Annotated in this window: 18 protein-coding genes; 6 read left to right on the top strand and 12 right to left on the bottom strand. The window is 68.8% G+C overall.

Annotated elements, in window-relative coordinates; translation table 11 throughout:
* Positions 1-74: 74 nt before the first annotated feature.
* Together CAP38_RS12905 and CAP38_RS12900 are read left to right on the top strand one after the other, a co-directional pair.
* Positions 75-1,361: a solute carrier family 23 protein gene (locus CAP38_RS12905; protein ID WP_086121829.1), complete on the top strand. Its 1,287-nt coding sequence runs from the start codon at positions 75-77 to the stop codon at positions 1,359-1,361.
* Positions 1,362-1,374: 13 nt separating this feature from the next.
* On the top strand, positions 1,375-2,499 hold the full coding sequence (locus CAP38_RS12900) for a PilT/PilU family type 4a pilus ATPase (RefSeq protein WP_086121828.1): 1,125 nt from the start codon (positions 1,375-1,377) through the stop codon (positions 2,497-2,499).
* Between the two features lie 10 nt (positions 2,500-2,509).
* Here the strand turns inward: CAP38_RS12900 and CAP38_RS12895 are convergent, their stop codons facing one another.
* The gene (locus CAP38_RS12895; protein ID WP_086121827.1) at positions 2,510-2,851 is read right to left on the bottom strand and encodes a hypothetical protein; all 342 of its coding nucleotides are present in this window, start codon (positions 2,849-2,851) and stop codon (positions 2,510-2,512) included.
* Positions 2,848-3,414 (bottom strand): cob(I)yrinic acid a,c-diamide adenosyltransferase, encoded by a 567-nt coding sequence (locus CAP38_RS12890; protein WP_086121826.1) that lies wholly within the window; start codon positions 3,412-3,414, stop codon positions 2,848-2,850. The genes CAP38_RS12895 and CAP38_RS12890 overlap by 4 nt, the downstream gene beginning before the upstream one ends.
* Before the next feature lie 142 nt (positions 3,415-3,556).
* Between CAP38_RS12890 and CAP38_RS12885 the strand changes: the two genes are divergently transcribed.
* A complete protein-coding gene (locus CAP38_RS12885; RefSeq protein ID WP_086121825.1) occupies positions 3,557-4,978 on the top strand; it encodes an FAD-binding oxidoreductase in 1,422 nt (473 codons plus the stop codon).
* Between the two features lie 253 nt (positions 4,979-5,231).
* On the opposite strand, the gene CAP38_RS12880 is transcribed toward CAP38_RS12885, so the two are convergent.
* The 6 genes from CAP38_RS12880 to mnmG form a co-directional block, all read right to left on the bottom strand.
* A complete protein-coding gene (locus CAP38_RS12880; protein ID WP_086121824.1) occupies positions 5,232-6,149 on the bottom strand; it encodes a ParB/RepB/Spo0J family partition protein in 918 nt (305 codons plus the stop codon).
* Positions 6,150-6,152: 3 nt separating this feature from the next.
* Positions 6,153-6,692, bottom strand: coding sequence for an alpha/beta hydrolase (locus CAP38_RS12875; RefSeq protein WP_086121938.1), 540 nt, complete (start codon positions 6,690-6,692; stop codon positions 6,153-6,155).
* A 20-nt stretch (positions 6,693-6,712) separates the two neighbouring features.
* On the bottom strand, positions 6,713-7,483 hold the full coding sequence (locus CAP38_RS12870) for a ParA family protein (RefSeq protein ID WP_086121823.1): 771 nt from the start codon (positions 7,481-7,483) through the stop codon (positions 6,713-6,715).
* A 12-nt stretch (positions 7,484-7,495) separates the two neighbouring features.
* Complete coding sequence (locus tag CAP38_RS12865) at positions 7,496-8,110, bottom strand: LysE family translocator (protein ID WP_086121822.1); 615 nt, start codon at positions 8,108-8,110, stop codon at positions 7,496-7,498.
* Positions 8,111-8,440: 330 nt separating this feature from the next.
* Positions 8,441-9,100 (bottom strand): 16S rRNA (guanine(527)-N(7))-methyltransferase RsmG, encoded by a 660-nt coding sequence (rsmG, locus tag CAP38_RS12860; RefSeq protein WP_086121821.1) that lies wholly within the window; start codon positions 9,098-9,100, stop codon positions 8,441-8,443.
* Positions 9,097-11,097: a tRNA uridine-5-carboxymethylaminomethyl(34) synthesis enzyme MnmG gene (gene mnmG, locus CAP38_RS12855; protein ID WP_086121820.1), complete on the bottom strand. Its 2,001-nt coding sequence runs from the start codon at positions 11,095-11,097 to the stop codon at positions 9,097-9,099. Before mnmG ends, rsmG begins: the two co-directional genes overlap by 4 nt.
* 88 nt (positions 11,098-11,185) lie before the next feature.
* On the opposite strand from mnmG, the gene CAP38_RS12850 reads away from it, so the two are divergent.
* Together CAP38_RS12850 and CAP38_RS12845 are read left to right on the top strand one after the other, a co-directional pair.
* A complete protein-coding gene (locus tag CAP38_RS12850; protein ID WP_179188547.1) occupies positions 11,186-11,794 on the top strand; it encodes an NADPH-dependent FMN reductase in 609 nt (202 codons plus the stop codon).
* A 5-nt stretch (positions 11,795-11,799) separates the two neighbouring features.
* A complete protein-coding gene (locus tag CAP38_RS12845) occupies positions 11,800-12,054 on the top strand; it encodes a YkgJ family cysteine cluster protein (protein WP_086121819.1) in 255 nt (84 codons plus the stop codon).
* Positions 12,055-12,123: 69 nt separating this feature from the next.
* On the opposite strand, the gene CAP38_RS12840 is transcribed toward CAP38_RS12845, so the two are convergent.
* Genes CAP38_RS12840 through CAP38_RS12830 form a run of 3 tightly spaced genes read right to left on the bottom strand, consistent with a single transcriptional unit; the run spans position 12,124 to position 13,880 of the window.
* Positions 12,124-12,699, bottom strand: a complete 576-nt coding sequence (locus tag CAP38_RS12840) for a YceI family protein (protein WP_086121818.1) — start codon at positions 12,697-12,699, stop codon at positions 12,124-12,126.
* A gap of 46 nt (positions 12,700-12,745) precedes the next feature.
* A complete protein-coding gene (locus CAP38_RS12835; protein WP_086121817.1) occupies positions 12,746-13,318 on the bottom strand; it encodes a YceI family protein in 573 nt (190 codons plus the stop codon).
* A gap of 19 nt (positions 13,319-13,337) precedes the next feature.
* Positions 13,338-13,880 (bottom strand): cytochrome b, encoded by a 543-nt coding sequence (locus CAP38_RS12830; protein WP_086121816.1) that lies wholly within the window; start codon positions 13,878-13,880, stop codon positions 13,338-13,340.
* Positions 13,881-14,062: 182 nt separating this feature from the next.
* Between CAP38_RS12830 and CAP38_RS12825 the strand changes: the two genes are divergently transcribed.
* Entirely contained in the window at positions 14,063-14,833 is a 771-nt protein-coding gene (locus tag CAP38_RS12825) for a class II aldolase/adducin family protein (RefSeq protein ID WP_086121815.1), read from the top strand.
* 16 nt (positions 14,834-14,849) lie between these two features.
* Here CAP38_RS12825 and CAP38_RS12820 read toward each other — a convergent pair whose 3' ends face one another.
* Positions 14,850-15,620 carry a hypothetical protein gene (locus tag CAP38_RS12820; protein ID WP_086121814.1) on the bottom strand — a complete coding sequence of 257 codons (771 nt, stop codon included), beginning with the start codon at positions 15,618-15,620 and terminating at the stop codon, positions 14,850-14,852.
* Positions 15,621-15,638 lie beyond the last annotated feature (18 nt).

Raw genomic sequence — 15,638 nt, 5'->3', positions numbered from 1 at the left:
GTGCGCCCCCGGCTGGCACAGGGTTTGCGAATACGATCGCGGGGTATTTTTTTCCAACCACGGAGGAGTGACGCATGGGCATGCTGGACTGGCGTGAAAAAGGCACCGAGGTGCTGGCACAAGGCGGGGTGATCGGGCCGGACGAACGTCTGCCCTGGGGGCAGACCACGGTGATGGGGGTGCAGCACCTGATCGCCATGTTCGGCGCCACGGTGCTGGCGCCCATCCTGATGGGCTTCGACCCGAACGTGGCCATCCTCATGAGCGGCATCGGCACGCTCATCTTCTTCTTCATGACCGGTGGCCAGGTGCCGAGCTACCTGGGCTCGTCGTTCGCCTTCATCGGCGTGGTGATCGCGGCCAGCGGCTACGCCGGTCCGGGCCCGAACGCCAACATCGGCGTGGCACTGGGCGGCATCATCGCCTGCGGCCTGCTGTACTTCATCATCGGCGCCATCGTGCAGGCGGTGGGCACCGGCTGGATCGAACGCTTCATGCCGCCGGTGGTGACCGGCTCGGTGGTGGCGGTGATCGGCCTGAACCTGGCCGGCATCCCGATCAAGAACATGGCACCGACCGCGTTCGATGCCTGGATGCAGGCCGTGACCTTCGTGGCGGTGGGCATGGTGGCGGTGTTCACCCGCGGCATGGTGCAGCGCCTGCTGATCCTGGTGGGCCTGATCGTGGCCAGCGTGATCTACGCGGTGCTGGCCAACGGCTTCGGCATGGGCAAGCCCATGGACCTCTCGGGCATTGCCAACGCGGCCTGGATCGGCCTGCCCAACTTCAGCGCCCCGGTGTTCAGCGCCAACGCCATGCTGCTGATCGCCCCGGTGGCCATCATCCTGGTGGCCGAGAACCTGGGCCACATCAAGGCCGTGACCGCCATGACCGGCAAGGACCTGGACCGCTACATGGGCCGTGCCTTCATGGGCGATGGCGTGGCCACCATGGTGGCCGGCAGCGCCGGTGGCACCGGCGTGACCACCTACGCCGAGAACATCGGCGTGATGGCCGCGACCAAGATCTACTCGACCGCCATCTTCCTGATCGCCGGCATCATGGCCATCGTGCTGGGCTTCAGCCCGAAGTTCGGCGCGCTCATCCAGGCCATACCGCTGCCGGTCATGGGCGGCGTGTCGATCGTGGTGTTCGGCCTGATCGCGGTGGCCGGCGCCAAGATCTGGGTGGACAACAAGGTCGACTTCAGCGACAACCGGAACCTGATCGTGGCCGCCGTCACGCTCATCCTGGGCACCGGTGACTACACCCTGAAGTTCGGCGCCTTTGCCCTCGGCGGCATCGGCACCGCCACCTTCGGCGCCATCCTGCTGTACGCCCTGCTCGGCCGCCGCTCCTGAGGACACCCGCCCCATGCTCGAACGCACCCACGGACAGAACGACGACCTGAGCCGCTACCTGGCGGTGATGGTGCAGCACGGGGCTTCGGACCTGTTCCTCTCCAGCGGCACACCGGCCGGCATCAAGGTGCAGGGCACCCTGCGCCGCCTCGACGAGCCGGCGCTGGACGGCAGCCAGACCCAGGCCCTGGCCTACTCGATCATGCGCGAGTCGCAGATCAAGTCGTTCGAGGCCACGCTGGAGTGCGACTTCGCCATCGCCCTGCCCGGCCTGGGCCGCTTCCGGGTGAACGTGTACCGGCAGCGCGGCGAGGTGGCGGTGGTGGTGCGGCACATCAATGCCCGCATTCCCTCGATCGACAGCCTCAAGCTGCCGCCGGTGCTCAAGCAGCTGTGCCAGCTCAAGCGCGGTCTGGTGCTGATGGTGGGCGCCGCGGGCTCGGGCAAGAGCACCACGCTGGCGGCCATGATCGACCACCGCAACCGCACGGTGGGCGGGCACATCCTGACGGTGGAAGACCCGATGGAGTTCGAGCACAGCCATGGCGTGGCCATCGTCGACCAGCGCGAAGTCGGTCTGGACACCCGCTCGTTCGACGAGGCCCTGCGCCATGCCATGCGCGAGGCACCCGACGTGATCATGATCGGCGAGATCCGCGACCGCGAGACCATGCAGCACGCCATGGCCTATGCGGAGACCGGCCACCTGTGCCTGTCCACCCTGCATGCCAACAACACCAACCAGGCCATCCAGCGCATCCTCAACTTCTTCCCCGAGGCGGCGCACCGTCAGGTGCTGATGGACCTGTCGCTCAACCTCAAGGGCGTGGTGGGCCAGCGCCTGCTGCGCAACAGCGCCGGCCAGCTGGTGCCGGCGGTGGAGGTGATGCTGCTCTCGCCCTACATCTCGGAGCTGATCCAGAAGGGCCAGACCGACGACATCAAGGACGCCATTGCCAAGAGCAACGAGCTGGGCATGATGACCTTCGACCAGTCGCTCTACGACCTGTACCTGCGCGGCGAGATCACGGCCGAGCAGGCCATCGACTACGCCGACTCGCGCACCGACGTGTCCTTGCGCATCCGGCTGCACACCGGGCACCGGCCCGACACCTCGGGCCTGGGCATCCAGCGCTGAGGCGAGGTCCTCAGGGCGTGGCGCGCTCGCAGCGGCCCTGGCCCGTGGCCTGACCGCGGAAGTCGCTGGTCCAGGTCTGGCTGGCGGTGTCGATCTGGATGCGCTCGTTGTCCAGCGCCGTCATGATCACCGTCTGCGCGATGGCAAAGGTGTAGACCGGCACACCATCGATGCTCACGCTGCGTACGCGCTTGTCGTCGTAACCGATGTCCACCACCCGGTTCCAGCTGGTGCGGGCCGGCATGTAGACCGCATCGCAGACCAGCTGCACCTGCCGCAGGGCGGCGTGGGCGGTCGTCACGGCACCGGCGGTGCAGGCCAGTGCCAGTGCGGCGGCAGCCAGCGCCTTCATGCCGCCCCGCCCTGCGCCATGCGCTCGCTCTTCCAGTAGACGTCGTCGCCGCCGTTCATGCGGTTGAGCACCCGGGCCAGCACGAACATCAGATCGGAGAGTCGATTGAGGTACTGGCGCGGCGCATCCTTGATGGCTTCCTCGTTGCCCAGCGCCACCACGGCACGCTCGGCGCGGCGGGCCACGGTGCGGCACACATGCGCCAGGCTGGCGGCACGCGAGCCGGCCGGCAGGATGAATTCCTGCAGACGCGGCAGCTGGGCGTTGTAGCGCTCCAGGGCTTCGTCGAGTGCGGCCACCGCCTCGGGCTTGAGCAGTTCGAAACCGGGGATGGACAGCTCGCCGCCCAGGTTGAAGAGCTGGTGCTGGATCTCCACCAGCACGGCTCGCACATCGGCGGGCATGTCCTCGCAGAGCAGCACGCCGATCTGGCTGTTGAGTTCGTCCACGTCGCCCATGGCGTGCACGCGCAGGCTGTTCTTGGAGACGCGGGAGTTGTCGCCCAGGCCGGTGGTGCCGGCGTCGCCGGTGCGGGTGGCGATCTGGGTGAGTCGGTTGCCCATGGGGTTCCTTTGCGGTGGGCGCCGACGGGGCCGGCGCATGGAAGTCGGTCGGCGGATTGTCGATGATCTGACAACCGTCCGTCGCCCATCGGCCCGGGTTCCCCCGCTAAACTGGCCGGACAACCGACCCCGGAGACCGCCCATGAACGCCCCCGCCGACATCCAGCACCTGCTGCCCCAGGTGGATCAACGCCCGATCCCCGAGGCCTTTCTGGCCGCGCTGCAGCAGCGCTTCGGCGCGCAGTGCTCCACCGCGCTGGCCGTGCGTGAGCAGCACGGGCGCGACGAGTCGGTGTTCAGCGTGCCGCCGCCGGCGGCCGTGGTGTTCGCCGGGAGCACCCAGGACGTGGCCGATGCCGTGGCTCTGTGCGCGCAGCACCGGGTGCCGGTGATTCCCTTCGGCGTGGGCTCATCGCTGGAGGGTCATCTGCTGGCGGTGCAGGGCGGCATCAGCATCGACCTGGGCCGCATGAACCGCGTGCTGTCCATCAACGCCGAAGACCTGACCGTGACGGTGCAGCCCGGCGTGACCCGCAAGGCGGTCAACGAGGCGGTGAAGGGCGAGGGCCTGTTCTTCCCCATCGACCCCGGGGCCGACGCCTCCATCGGCGGCATGACCGCCACCCGAGCCAGCGGCACCAACGCCGTGCGCTACGGCACCATGCGCGAGAACGTGCTGGCGCTCGAGGTGGTGACCGCGCGCGGCGAGGTCATCCGCACCGGCACCCGCGCCAAGAAGAGCAGCGCCGGCTACGACCTGACCCGCCTGATGGTGGGCAGCGAAGGCACCCTGGGCGTGATCACCGAGATCAGCCTCAAGCTCTACCCGCTGCCCGAAGCCATCTCGGCGGCTGTGTGTTCCTTCCCCAGCATCGCCGCAGCGGTGCACACGGTGATCCAGGTCATCCAGCTCGGTGTGCCGATCGCGCGCTGCGAGCTCATCGACGCCGGCACGGTGCGCATGGTCAATGCCCACAGCAAGCTCGGCCTGCGCGAGGAACACATGCTGCTGATGGAATTCCACGGCTCGCCGGCCAGCGTGAAGGAGCAGGCCGAGACGGTGCAGGAGATCGCCGCCGACCACGGCGGCAACGCGTTTGAGTGGGCCACCACGCCCGAGGAACGCACCCGCCTGTGGACCGCGCGGCACAACGCCTACTTTGCGGCCATCCAGAGCAAGCCGGGCTGCCGTGCGGTGAGCACCGACACCTGCGTGCCAATCAGCAGGCTGGCCGACTGCCTGCTCGACTCCGTGGCCGAGGCCGACGCCAGCGGCCTGCCCTACTTCCTGGTGGGCCATGTGGGCGACGGCAACTTCCACTTCGGCTACCTGATCGACCCCGACAATGCCGAGGAGCGCCGGGTGGCGGAAGACCTGAACGTGAAGCTGGTGACCCGCGCCCTGGCGCTGGAGGGCACCTGCACCGGCGAGCACGGGGTGGGGCTGCACAAGATGGGCTTCCTGCTGGACGAGGCGGGCGCGGGTGCGGTCGACATGATGCGCACCCTCAAGCGGGCGCTCGACCCGGACAACATCCTCAACCCCGGGAAGATCTTTTCCTGAGTTTCTTGCGCGGAGGGGTGGGCGGGACGAAGGGCGCGGCCTGCGGTCTTCGGCGCTGCTCGCGGGTGGCGGGTGACCCCCGCAGACGCCGGCGCCAATTCGCGGTTGCCACAGAGCGTGCGCACCCACCCGGTGTTGACGCGGCAACCTCAACCTGCCTGCACCGCCGCCCGCGAGCAGCGCCAGAGTCTGCGGGGGTCACCCGCCGCCCCACCCACCCAGCCGCGAACGAAACTTCAGCCCGACAGACCGATCACTGCCCCCGCAACCGGTCGATCAACCCATTGAGCTCCTCCAGCGACCCGAACTGGATCGCCAGCTCGCCCATCTCTTCCATCCGCCCATGGCGCTTCACCCGCTTCTTGATGCGCACCTCCACCTCGGCGGTGAGCAGGTCGGCCAGCTCCTCTTCCACCCGGCGGATGTCGCGGGACTTCTCCTTGCGCGGCTTCTGCGGTGACAGCTCGAACTCGGCGCTGAGCTTCTTGACCAGGCCCTCGGTCTCGCGCACCGACAGCTTGCGCGCCGCAATCTGGTTGGCCGCCGTGATCTGGGCGGCCTTCTCCAGTGCCAGCAGCGCCCGGGCGTGGCCCATGTCGAGGTCACCGGCCATCAGCATGGTCTGCACCGGCTCGGCCAGCTGCAGCAGGCGCAGCAGGTTGCTGGCCGCGCTGCGGGACCGGCCCACGGCCTGCGCCGCCTGCTCGTGAGTGAGCCCAAACTCTTTGACCAAGCGTTGCAAGCCCTGTGCTTCTTCCAGCGGGTTGAGGTCTTCGCGCTGGATGTTCTCGATCAGCGCCATGGCGGCGGCCGACTCGTCCGGCACCTCGCGCACCAGCACCGGCACCCGGTCCAGACCGGCCAGCTTCGAGGCGCGGAAGCGGCGTTCGCCGGCAATGATTTCGTACTTGCCAACGTTGTCGCCCGCCGTCAGGCGCCGCACCAGGATGGGCTGCATGATGCCCTGGGCCTTGATGCTCTCGGCCAGTTCGTACAGGGCGCCCTCGTCCATGCGGGTGCGCGGCTGGTAGACGCCGGGCACCATCTGATCGAGGGTCAGGCTGCTGGGCGTGGCATCGGCGGCGTCGCTGCCGGCCGCCGGCTCCTGCACCTTGGGGCCGAGCAGGGCTTCGAGGCCGCGTCCGAGGCCCTTGGGTTTCTTGGTGACCATGTGTCAGTCCTTGATGAGTTCTTGCAGCCAGGCGTGGCCCTGCGGCCAGTCGCCCAGATCGGATTCGGCATTGATGTGGCCGGCGTGGCCCAGGTCGACATAGCGGGCGCCCCAGGCCTGGGCAAAACGGCGGGCGCGGGCCTCGGTGCAGTAGGGGTCGTTGCGGCTGCCCACCAGCACCGAGCGGAAGGGCAGCGGCTGCAGGAGCACCGGCGACCAGCTGGGCAGCTGGACCTGCAGGGCCTCCTGCTCCGGGTCTCCGGGCGCCACCAGCAGGGCCGCCTTGACCCGGCCGGTGTGGCGCGAGTGGGCCGCCCAGGCGGCAGTGAGGATGCAGCCCAGGCTGTGGGCCACCAGCACCGCTGGGCCGTCCAGGCCGAGCAGCACCTCGTCGAGTCGGGCCATCCAGTCGCCCCGGCGCGGGCTCATCCAGTCGGACTGGTCCACGCGCTGGTAACCATGCAGGGCCTCCCACCGGCTCTGCCAGTGGTCCGGGCCGCTGTTCTGCCAGCCGGGCAGGATGAGGACGTTCGAGTTTTTCACGTGGAACCGGTGCGGGGCCGTCACATCGTGCGGATGCGGTCGACCATTTCCTGGGCAAAGGTCACGAAGGCCTGGCTGCCCCGGGCCGACGGGTCGAACACCACGCCCGGCAGACCATAGCTGGGCGCTTCGGCCAGCCGCACGTTGCGCGGGATCACCGTGTCGAACACCTTGTCGCCGAAGTGGGCCTTGAGCTGGTCGCTGACCTGCTGCTGCAGGGTGATGCGCGGGTCGAACATCACCCGCAGCAGGCCGATGATCTGCAGGTCGCGGTTGAGGTTGGCGTGCACCTGCTTGATGGTGTTGACCAGATCGGTCAGGCCTTCCAGGGCGAAGTACTCGCACTGCATGGGCACGATCACGCCGTGGGCCGAGCACAGGCCGTTGAGGGTGAGCATGGACAGGCTGGGCGGACAGTCGATCAGCACGAAGTCGTAGTCGGCATCCACCGCGGCCAGCGCGGTCTTCAGGCGTTTCTCGCGCCGATCCAGTTCGACCAGCTCCACCTCGGCACCGGCCAGGTCGCGGTTGGCGCCCAGCACGTGGTAGCCGCACTTCTCCGACAACACCGCCGCCTCGGCCACCGATGCCGATTCGAGCAGCACGTCGTACACCGACAGCGCCATGGTGCGCTTGTCGATGCCCGAACCCATGGTGGCATTGCCCTGGGGGTCGAGGTCGACCATCAGCACCCGCTGCCCCACCTTGGCCAGACCGGCCGCCAGATTGACCGTGGTGGTGGTCTTGCCGACGCCGCCCTTCTGGTTGGCCACACAGAAAATTTTTGCCATGGGGTCTTCCGCTTACTTGGACAGGGCCAGCTTCACGCCGAAGCCGATGAGGAACACACCCGCCAGCTTCTCCAGGGTGCGGGTGATGCGCGGATTGGCCCGGAGCCGCTCGGCCAGGTGGTGGGTGAGCAGCACCACCACCAGACCATAGAGGAAGGTGAGCGCCGCAATGGTCAGCGCCATGGCGCCAAACGTGGCCAGGCCCTGGTGCCGGGCCGGGTCGACGAACAGCGGAAAGAAGGCCATGTAGAACACGATAGCCTTGGGGTTGAGCAGGGTGATGGCGGCCGCCTGCTGGAAGTACTGGCGCGGGCGGATGTTGAGCACCGGGGCATCGCCGGGCTGGGCGGTGAGCATCTTCCAGCCGAGCCAGGCGAGATAGGCCGCACCCACCCACTGCACCGCGCTGAAAGCCGCCGGTGTGGCGGCGAGCAAGGCGGCCACGCCCGCCACCGCCAGCCACATGAGCACCTGGTCACCCGCGATCACGCCCAGGGTGGCAGCCAGCCCGCCCCGGATGCCGCCCTTGCCGGTGGAGGTGATGAGGGCCAGGTTGCCGGGGCCGGGAATGGCCAGAAAGATGACGATGGCGACGACGAAGGCGCCGTAATCTGCGATGCCGAACATGGGGTGGGCTCTCCGGGTGGGGGACGGTGGAGTTTACGTGAGGGGGTTCGTGTTGCCAGGTTTGTGGCGGGGGAGGCGTTGCGGTTTTGCGGCGTTGTCGGCTTGTGGAGAGGGGTGGGCGGGGAAGGCTGCGGGGTGGCGTGCCCGCCTGGTTTGGAGGGGTGAGGGACCGGTGCGCGGACGCAGGCCCGATTCGCGGTTGCCACAGAGGTGGCTTGCCCGGGCAGCGTTGACGAAGAAACCCAGGCACGTCTGTAGCAGCCGCCCGCGAGCTGGCCGAAGTCCGCGCACCGGCCCCTCACCCCTCGGAAGGAACAGAAGAGCGAAAAGTCAGAAGGAGGCCCGAAGCCAGACGATGCACCGCTCCGCCCCCAGCCCCGGCACCTGCAGCTGTTCCACGTGAAACACCGCCACCGAGGCCGGCAAAGCCGCCAGCTCATCGGCCGGATGCTTGCCCTTGAGCGCCATCCACACCCCGTCCGGCTTGAGCGCCGAACGCGACCAGGTGGTGAAGTCCACCAGCGAGGCAAAGGCCCGGGAGCAAACCACGTCGTAGCCGCCACCCTGATCCGCCCGCAGCGACTCCACCCGCGCGTGGATGCCGCGCAGATTGGGCAGACGCAAGCTGGCGGCCACCTGCTGGATGAAGGTCGCCTTCTTGAGCACCGTGTCCACGCAATGCACCTCGATGTGCGGGCAGGTGATGGCGATCACCACGCCCGGCAGGCCGCCACCCGACCCCACATCCAGCAGGCGCACGGCCCGGCCTTGAGTCTGGCGCAGCAGCGGCGGGATGGCCGCCAGGCTGTCGAGCAGGTGGTGGGTCAGCATCTCGGCCGGATCGCGCACCGAGGTCAGGTTGTAGACCTTGTTCCACTTGGCGATCAGGTCCTGGTAGGCCAGCAGCTGATCGATCTGGGCATCGGACAGCTGGAGCCCGAGTTCATGCACCCCGGCCACCAGCACGGGGCGAAGGTCGGCCGCGCTCATGCCGCTTCCGACTCGCGGCGGGCAAAGCCCTTGAAGCCGCCCTTTTTCAGGTGGATCAGCAGCAGGGAGATGCTGGCCGGCGTGATGCCGGAAATGCGGGACGCTTGACCCAGGGTCTCGGGCCGGTGCTTGGCCAGCTTCTGCCGCGCCTCGAACGACAGGGCCGTGACCTGCAGGTAGTCGATGTCGTCCGGCAGGCGCAGATGCTCGTAATGGGCGGCCCGCTCCACCTCGGACTTCTGGCGGTCGATGTAGCCCGAGTACTTGGCGGCAATCTCCACCTGCTCCACCACCGGGGCATGCAGGTCGCCCAGGGTTTCACGTGAAACATCCGGGCTGGCGAAGCGGCCCTCTTCCATGGCTGCCAGGGCGTCGTACGACACACCGGGGCGGCGCAGCAGATCGAACAGGTTGTGCTCGTGCTCGATCGCCTTGCCCAGCACCGCCTCGGCGGTGGCCGCCGGCAGGTTGCGCGGGTTCACCCAGGTGGCCTTGAGGCGTTCGGTTTCACGTGAAACCGCATCGCGCTTGCGGCAGAAGGCATCCCAGCGGGCGTCGTCCACCAGGCCCAGCTTGCGGCCGGTCTCGGTCAGGCGCATGTCGGCGTTGTCCTCGCGCAGCTGCAGGCGGAACTCGGCGCGGCTGGTGAACATGCGGTAGGGCTCGGTCACGCCCTGGGTGACCAGGTCGTCCACCAGCACGCCGAGGTAGGCCTCGTCGCGGGCCGGCAGCCAGGCCCCGCCGAAATCGTTGCCCTGCCCGGCCAGCTGGCGGCACTGCAGCGCGGCATTGATGCCGGCGAACAGGCCCTGGGCCGCCGCCTCTTCGTAGCCGGTGGTGCCGTTGATCTGACCCGCAAAGAACAGGCCGCCGATCTGCCGCGTCTCGAAGCTGCTCTTGAGCGAGCGCGGGTCGAAGTAGTCGTATTCGATGGCGTAGCCCGGCCGCAGGATGTGCGCGTTCTCCAGGCCCTTCATGGAACGCACCAGCTGGTACTGGATGTCGAACGGCAGGCTGGTGGAGATGCCGTTGGGATAGACCTCGTGCGTGGTCAGTCCCTCGGGCTCCAGGAAGATCTGGTGGCTGTCCTTGTCGGCAAAGCGGTTGATCTTGTCTTCCACGCTCGGGCAGTAACGCGGGCCCACGCCCTCGATCTTGCCGGTGAACATGGGGCTGCGGTCGAAGCCGCTGCGGATGATCTCGTGGGTGCGCTCGTTGGTGTGGGTGATCCAGCACGGGATCTGCTGCGGGTGCATGGCCGTGCTGCCCATGAAGCTGAACACCGGCACCGGCTGGTCCGGGTTCAGACCCCCCGGCATGCCGTCGCCGGGCTGTTCGGTGCACTGGCTCCAGTCGATGGTGCGGCCATCCAGGCGCGGCGGGGTGCCGGTCTTGAGGCGACCCTGCGGCAGCTTCAGCTCCTTGAGGCGGGCCGACAGGCTCACCGCCGGCGGGTCGCCCGCGCGGCCGGCGCTGTAGTTGTTCAGGCCCACGTGGATCTTGCCGTCCAGGAAGGTGCCCGCCGTCAGCACCACGGTGCGGCTGCGGAAACGGATGCCCACCTGGGTGACCGCGCCCACCACCCGGGCCCCATCGCCATCGCCCTCGACCATCAGATCGTCCACCGCCTGCTGGAACAGCCACAGGTTGGGCTGGTTCTCCAGCATGCGGCGGATGGCGGCCTTGTACAGGATGCGGTCGGCCTGGGCGCGGGTGGCGCGCACGGCGGGACCCTTGGAGCTGTTGAGGATGCGGAACTGGATGCCGCCCTCGTCGGTGGCCAGGGCCATGGCGCCGCCCAGGGCATCGACCTCTTTCACCAGATGCCCCTTGCCGATGCCGCCGATGCTGGGGTTGCAGCTCATCTGACCGAGCGTCTCGATGTTGTGGGTCAGCAGCAGCGTGACGCAGCCCATGCGGGCAGCGGCCAGGGCGGCTTCGGTGCCGGCATGGCCGCCACCAACGACGATGACATCAAATTCCTGGGGGTACAGCATGGTCAGACTCCGGGGCAACCCGCGATTGTCCCATCAAGCCCCGGCTTCTGCCCAGCCCTGGCCACGCCACCACGGGGGCTGCGCGACAATGCCGGCCATGTCGAACACCCCCCTGCCCCTCCTCGTCTTTGCCGGCAGCACCCGCACCGGCTCCCACAACCGCAAGCTGGCCCACGTGGCTGCCGACATGGCGCGCGCCGCTGGCGCCCAGGTCACCGTGCTGGACCTGGCCGCGCACGAGCTGCCGCTCTACAACGCCGACCTCGAAGCACGCGGCACACCCGCCGCCTCGCTGGAACTCAAGCGCATCCTGCATGCCCACCCGGCGTGGATCGTGTGCTCGCCCGAATACAACGGCAGCTACACCGGCCTGCTCAAGAACACCATCGACTGGGTGTCCAGCCCGGTCAAGTCCGACCCGGAATGGCAGCGCGGCACCAAGCCCTTCGAGGGCAAGGTGGTCGGGCTGCTGAGCGCCTCGCCCGGTGCCCTGGGCGGCGTGCGCGGTCTGGCCCACCTGTCCACGCTGCTGCGCAACCTGCAGTGCTGGGTGGCGCCGAGGCAGTTCGCGCTGGGTCAGGCTGCCAGCGCCTTCGACCCCGACGGCCGGCTGGCCCAGGACTCCGCCCGCCAGGCGGTGCAGGGCGTGGTCGATCAGGTGATCCACGCCGCCCGCGCGCTCAACGCCGCGCCCTGAACGCCATGGACTGCCGCCCGGGCTGCGCGGCCTGCTGCATCGCCCCCAGCATCAGCAGCCCCCTGCCGGGACTGCCGCAGGGCAAGCCGGCGGGCGTGCCCTGTCCGCACCTGGACGAGGCCTTGCGCTGCCGCCTGTTCGGTCGGCCCGAGCGGCCGGCGGTGTGCCGCTCGCTGCGGCCCCAGGCCGAGATGTGCGGCAGCGAGCGCGAACACGCGCTGCACTACCTCACAGCCCTGGAGACCGGCACCCGGCCCTGAGCCACACGCCGCCCAACAAAAAGCCCGCACGAAGCGGTCTTTTCTGAGGCCTGAGGGCGAAGCAGGCGCTTACTGGCGAACCGCTTCCACCTGGATCACCAGGCGCACGTCCTTGGGCACACCGAAGGCAATCGCGTAGTCCATGCCGTACACGGTGCGGTCGACCACGGCTTCAAAGTCGCCACCGCAGACCTCGCGCTTGAGCATGGGGTTGTCGTAGCAGTTGAAGCGCACGGCCTTGAGCGTGAGCGGGGCGGTCTTGCCCATGAAGGTGAACTGACCCGGCACCTCGACCACCTTGTCGCCGTTGAACACCAGCTTGTCCGACACGAAGCGCGCCTTGGGGTGCACCGCGGTGTTGAACAGGTCGGCGCTGTTGAGGTGCTTGTCGAAAGCGGCGGTGCCGGTGTTGACCGAGGCCACGTCGATGGTGATGTCCACCTTGCCGGTGCGGGCGGCGCGGTCGAACTGGATGCTGCCTTCCTTCTTGTCGAAGCGGCCCCGGTTGGTGGAGGTGTTGAAGTGGCCGATCTCGAAGGTCACGAAGGTGTGGGTCGGGTCGACGGCGTAGTCGGCGGCCTGGGCCGTGGTGGCCACGGTGGCGATGCTGGCGGCAGCGGCCAGCAGGGCGAGGGATTTGCGCATGGGAATCTCCTGAGGGTTGGGAAAAGCGGACAAGGAAAACGGACGGTCAGAGCGGCGCCACGCCGGTGAGGGTCAGGCGGAACTTCACCTGCACCTCGTCGGCCACCATGGCGGTGTCGGCCCACTCGTTCTCGCCGATGCGGAACTGCAGGCGGCGGATCGGGAAGGCGCCGGTGGCCACGGTCTGGGCGCCCTGGCGCGCCAGGGTGACCGGCACCACCACATCGCTGCCCACGCCCTTGATGGACAGGCGGCCGGCCACCTCGAAACGGGTGGCGTCGATGCGGCGCACCGCCGTGGACTGGAAGGTGGCCTGCGGGAAGGCCGCCACATTGAACCAGGTGGGTTTGGGCAGTTCGGCATCGGTCTCGCGCACGCCCAGCGTGGCGCTGCCGGTGTCCACGGTGAACGCGATGCGGCTTTGCGCCGGCTGGGCCGGATCGAACTTGATCTGGGCATCGAAGCGGCGGAACTGGCCCTCCACCGGCACGCCCATCTGGCGGCTGGTGAAGCGGATCTCGCTGCTGGCAGGAACCAGCGCCTGCTGGGCCGAGGCCGACAGCGGCAGGAACGCGGCGGCACCCAGGACGGTGGCCAGCACAGGAAAGCGGAGGTTCATGGCGAGATGTCCGGAAAGGTCAGAACATGCGGCGCAACAGGCCGTCGCGGTCGATCAGGGCGTGCTTGAGCGCAGCACCCACATGCAGCAGCACCAGGGCCGCCAGGGCATAGGCCGCCAGCCGGTGCAGCGGCTTGAGCGCTTCGGCCAGGTCCGGGCTCACCGGCACCCAGTCGGGCAGCGGGAGCACCCCGAACAGCACCACCGGAAAACCGGCCGCCGAGCTGTAGGCCCAGCCCAGCAGGGGCACGGCAAAGAACAGCAGGTACAGGCCCAGGTGGGTGCCGTGGTGCGCCAGGCGCTGCCAGGCCGGCATGGCGTGGCGGATGGCAGGCGGCAGTTCGGGCGGGCGGTGGGTCAGGCGCCAAACCAGGCGCAGCACCGAGAAGGCCAGCACCAGGATGGCGGCCCACTTGTGCCAGTTGTAGAGCTTGAGGCGCTGCGGCGAGAACGGCAGCCCGGTCATGTACAGCCCCATGGCAAACACACCGACCAGGGCCAGCCCCAGCAGGGCATGCAGCCAGCGGGCGGGCGCGGTGTAACGGGCAGGCGTCGTGTCCATGGGTGGGCAGTGTAGGCAGCGGACCGCGCAACAAAGATGAACGATCTTGAACCCTATGTTCGAATTCATTGAACGATGAGACCAGGCGCGGTGTCGCCTGCGGGATGGTCCGGGGCTGTCGGACGCCGGGCTTCGGCGTTGTAATGGCCATTCCTTCCAGCCCCTGCCCCACGAGGTGTCCCATGCACATCCCCTCCCTGCGTGAAGTCGTCAGTGCCGAAGAATGGGCGCTGCGCTGCGATCTCGCCGCCTGCTACCGCCTGGTGGCCGCCTACGGCTGGAGCGATCTGGTCTTCACCCACATCAGCGCCAAGCTGCCCGAGAGCGTGACCGGGGGCGAGCACCAGTTCCTGATCAACCCCTATGGCCTGATGTTCGACGAGATCACGGCATCGAGCCTGGTCAAGGTCGACATGGCCTGCAACAAGCTGCACGACTCGCCCTTCCCGGTGAACCCGGCCGGCTTCGTCATCCACAGCGCGGTGCACGAAGCCCGGCCGGACGCGGTGTGCGTGCTGCACACCCACACCCGCGCCGGCGTGGCGGTGAGCGCGCAGCAGCACGGCATCCTGCCCATCAGCCAGCAGAGCACCTTCGTGCTGTCGTCGCTGGCCTACCACGACTACGAAGGCGTGGCCTTCCGCCCGGACGAGAAGCCGCGCCTGCAGGCCGACCTGGGCCAGGCCAATTACCTGGTGCTGCGCAACCACGGCCTGCTGACCGTGGGCCGCAGCATCGCCGATGCCTTCCTGTCGATGTACACCTTCGAGAACACCTGCCGCATCCAGGTGGACGCGCTGGCCGGCGGCACCGCCCTCACCCCGGTGAACCCGGCCATCCTGGCCGGCATGGCCGACGTGATGCGGGTGGCCACCGCCGGGCAAGGCGCCCAGCTGGCCTGGCCGGCGCTGCTGCGCAAGGCCGAGAAGCTCGACCCGTCGTTCCGCACCTGAGAGACCTGGCGCCGGTTCAACCCGCCGGGCGACCGGCCACGAAGGCGCTCATGCCATCGAGCACCGTGCGCAGGCGCCGCGCCTCGCGGGAGTGGCGCAAGCGGGTCGACCAGCCCACCAGCCACAGCACCGCCCGCAGGCGGGGCAGCAGGCGCTGCACGAAAGGCCGCAGATCGGGCACCCGTCCACCGCCGGCGCGTGTGTACGCCTCCAGCACCTGCAGCACCGCATCCGGCCCCAGTGGCTCCAGGTGGCGCGTCATCGAGAGCAGCAGCTGCAAGGCGTCGTACCGCTGCACCAGGTCCAGCGGCATCCCCGGCACCAGCCGCTCCTCGAAGTCGAGCCGCGAGAAATGCTGACCGTCCCAGGTGAGGTTGCGGGTCTGGGAACCGCCATGCCACTGACCGCGCGCATGGAAGCTGGCCAGATCGGCGCAGGCCTGGCACATCACCGGCAGGCGCTCGCCCGCGGGTGCTGCATCCAGCCAGCGGTCCAGCGTGGTGCCGATGTCGCTCGTGACCAGGTGCTGCCCGTCGAAGGACAGCACCGCCGGCACGCGCTCGCCAGCGTCGGCCAGGGCCTGCAGGCGGTCGTGCTCGAAGGCGAGCAGCGCCGCACCATCGGTCTGCCGCACCGCGCCCCAGGGCACCGCCACACCCAGCGCGCGGGCCATGCACCAGATGCCCAGCGACTTGCGGCCACTGCGCAGCGGCCGGTCGGCGGACTTGGTCCACTGGCGCGGGGCTGCGGCCGGGGCTTGAAGGACGGAGGGGGCAGGCAGGGTCATGGGCAGACAGGGCAGGAC

Origin of the sequence: Hydrogenophaga sp. IBVHS2 (assembly GCF_002127215.1) — a bacterium.
Taxonomy (GTDB): Bacteria; Pseudomonadota; Gammaproteobacteria; order Burkholderiales; family Burkholderiaceae_C; genus Hydrogenophaga.
Note: the sequence above shows the minus strand (reverse complement) of the source record. Positions and strands in the feature narration are given on the sequence as shown.

Bases quoted from the DNA above. Each gene is read 5' to 3' on its own strand.
- CAP38_RS12905 (WP_086121829.1), top strand. From the start codon at position 75: ATGGGCATGCTGGACTGGCGTGAAAAAGGCACCGAGGTGCTGGCACAA.
- CAP38_RS12900 (WP_086121828.1), top strand. From the start codon at position 1,375: ATGCTCGAACGCACCCACGGACAGAACGACGACCTGAGCCGCTACCTG.
- CAP38_RS12895 (WP_086121827.1), bottom strand. From the start codon at position 2,851: ATGAAGGCGCTGGCTGCCGCCGCACTGGCACTGGCCTGCACCGCCGGT.
- CAP38_RS12890 (WP_086121826.1), bottom strand. From the start codon at position 3,414: ATGGGCAACCGACTCACCCAGATCGCCACCCGCACCGGCGACGCCGGC.
- CAP38_RS12885 (WP_086121825.1), top strand. From the start codon at position 3,557: ATGAACGCCCCCGCCGACATCCAGCACCTGCTGCCCCAGGTGGATCAA.
- CAP38_RS12880 (WP_086121824.1), bottom strand. From the start codon at position 6,149: ATGGTCACCAAGAAACCCAAGGGCCTCGGACGCGGCCTCGAAGCCCTG.
- CAP38_RS12870 (WP_086121823.1), bottom strand. From the start codon at position 7,483: ATGGCAAAAATTTTCTGTGTGGCCAACCAGAAGGGCGGCGTCGGCAAG.
- CAP38_RS12865 (WP_086121822.1), bottom strand. From the start codon at position 8,110: ATGTTCGGCATCGCAGATTACGGCGCCTTCGTCGTCGCCATCGTCATC.
- rsmG (WP_086121821.1), bottom strand. From the start codon at position 9,100: ATGAGCGCGGCCGACCTTCGCCCCGTGCTGGTGGCCGGGGTGCATGAA.
- mnmG (WP_086121820.1), bottom strand. From the start codon at position 11,097: ATGCTGTACCCCCAGGAATTTGATGTCATCGTCGTTGGTGGCGGCCAT.
- CAP38_RS12850 (WP_179188547.1), top strand. From the start codon at position 11,186: ATGCCGGCCATGTCGAACACCCCCCTGCCCCTCCTCGTCTTTGCCGGC.
- CAP38_RS12845 (WP_086121819.1), top strand. From the start codon at position 11,800: ATGGACTGCCGCCCGGGCTGCGCGGCCTGCTGCATCGCCCCCAGCATC.
- CAP38_RS12840 (WP_086121818.1), bottom strand. From the start codon at position 12,699: ATGCGCAAATCCCTCGCCCTGCTGGCCGCTGCCGCCAGCATCGCCACC.
- CAP38_RS12835 (WP_086121817.1), bottom strand. From the start codon at position 13,318: ATGAACCTCCGCTTTCCTGTGCTGGCCACCGTCCTGGGTGCCGCCGCG.
- CAP38_RS12830 (WP_086121816.1), bottom strand. From the start codon at position 13,880: ATGGACACGACGCCTGCCCGTTACACCGCGCCCGCCCGCTGGCTGCAT.
- CAP38_RS12825 (WP_086121815.1), top strand. From the start codon at position 14,063: ATGCACATCCCCTCCCTGCGTGAAGTCGTCAGTGCCGAAGAATGGGCG.
- CAP38_RS12820 (WP_086121814.1), bottom strand. From the start codon at position 15,620: ATGACCCTGCCTGCCCCCTCCGTCCTTCAAGCCCCGGCCGCAGCCCCG.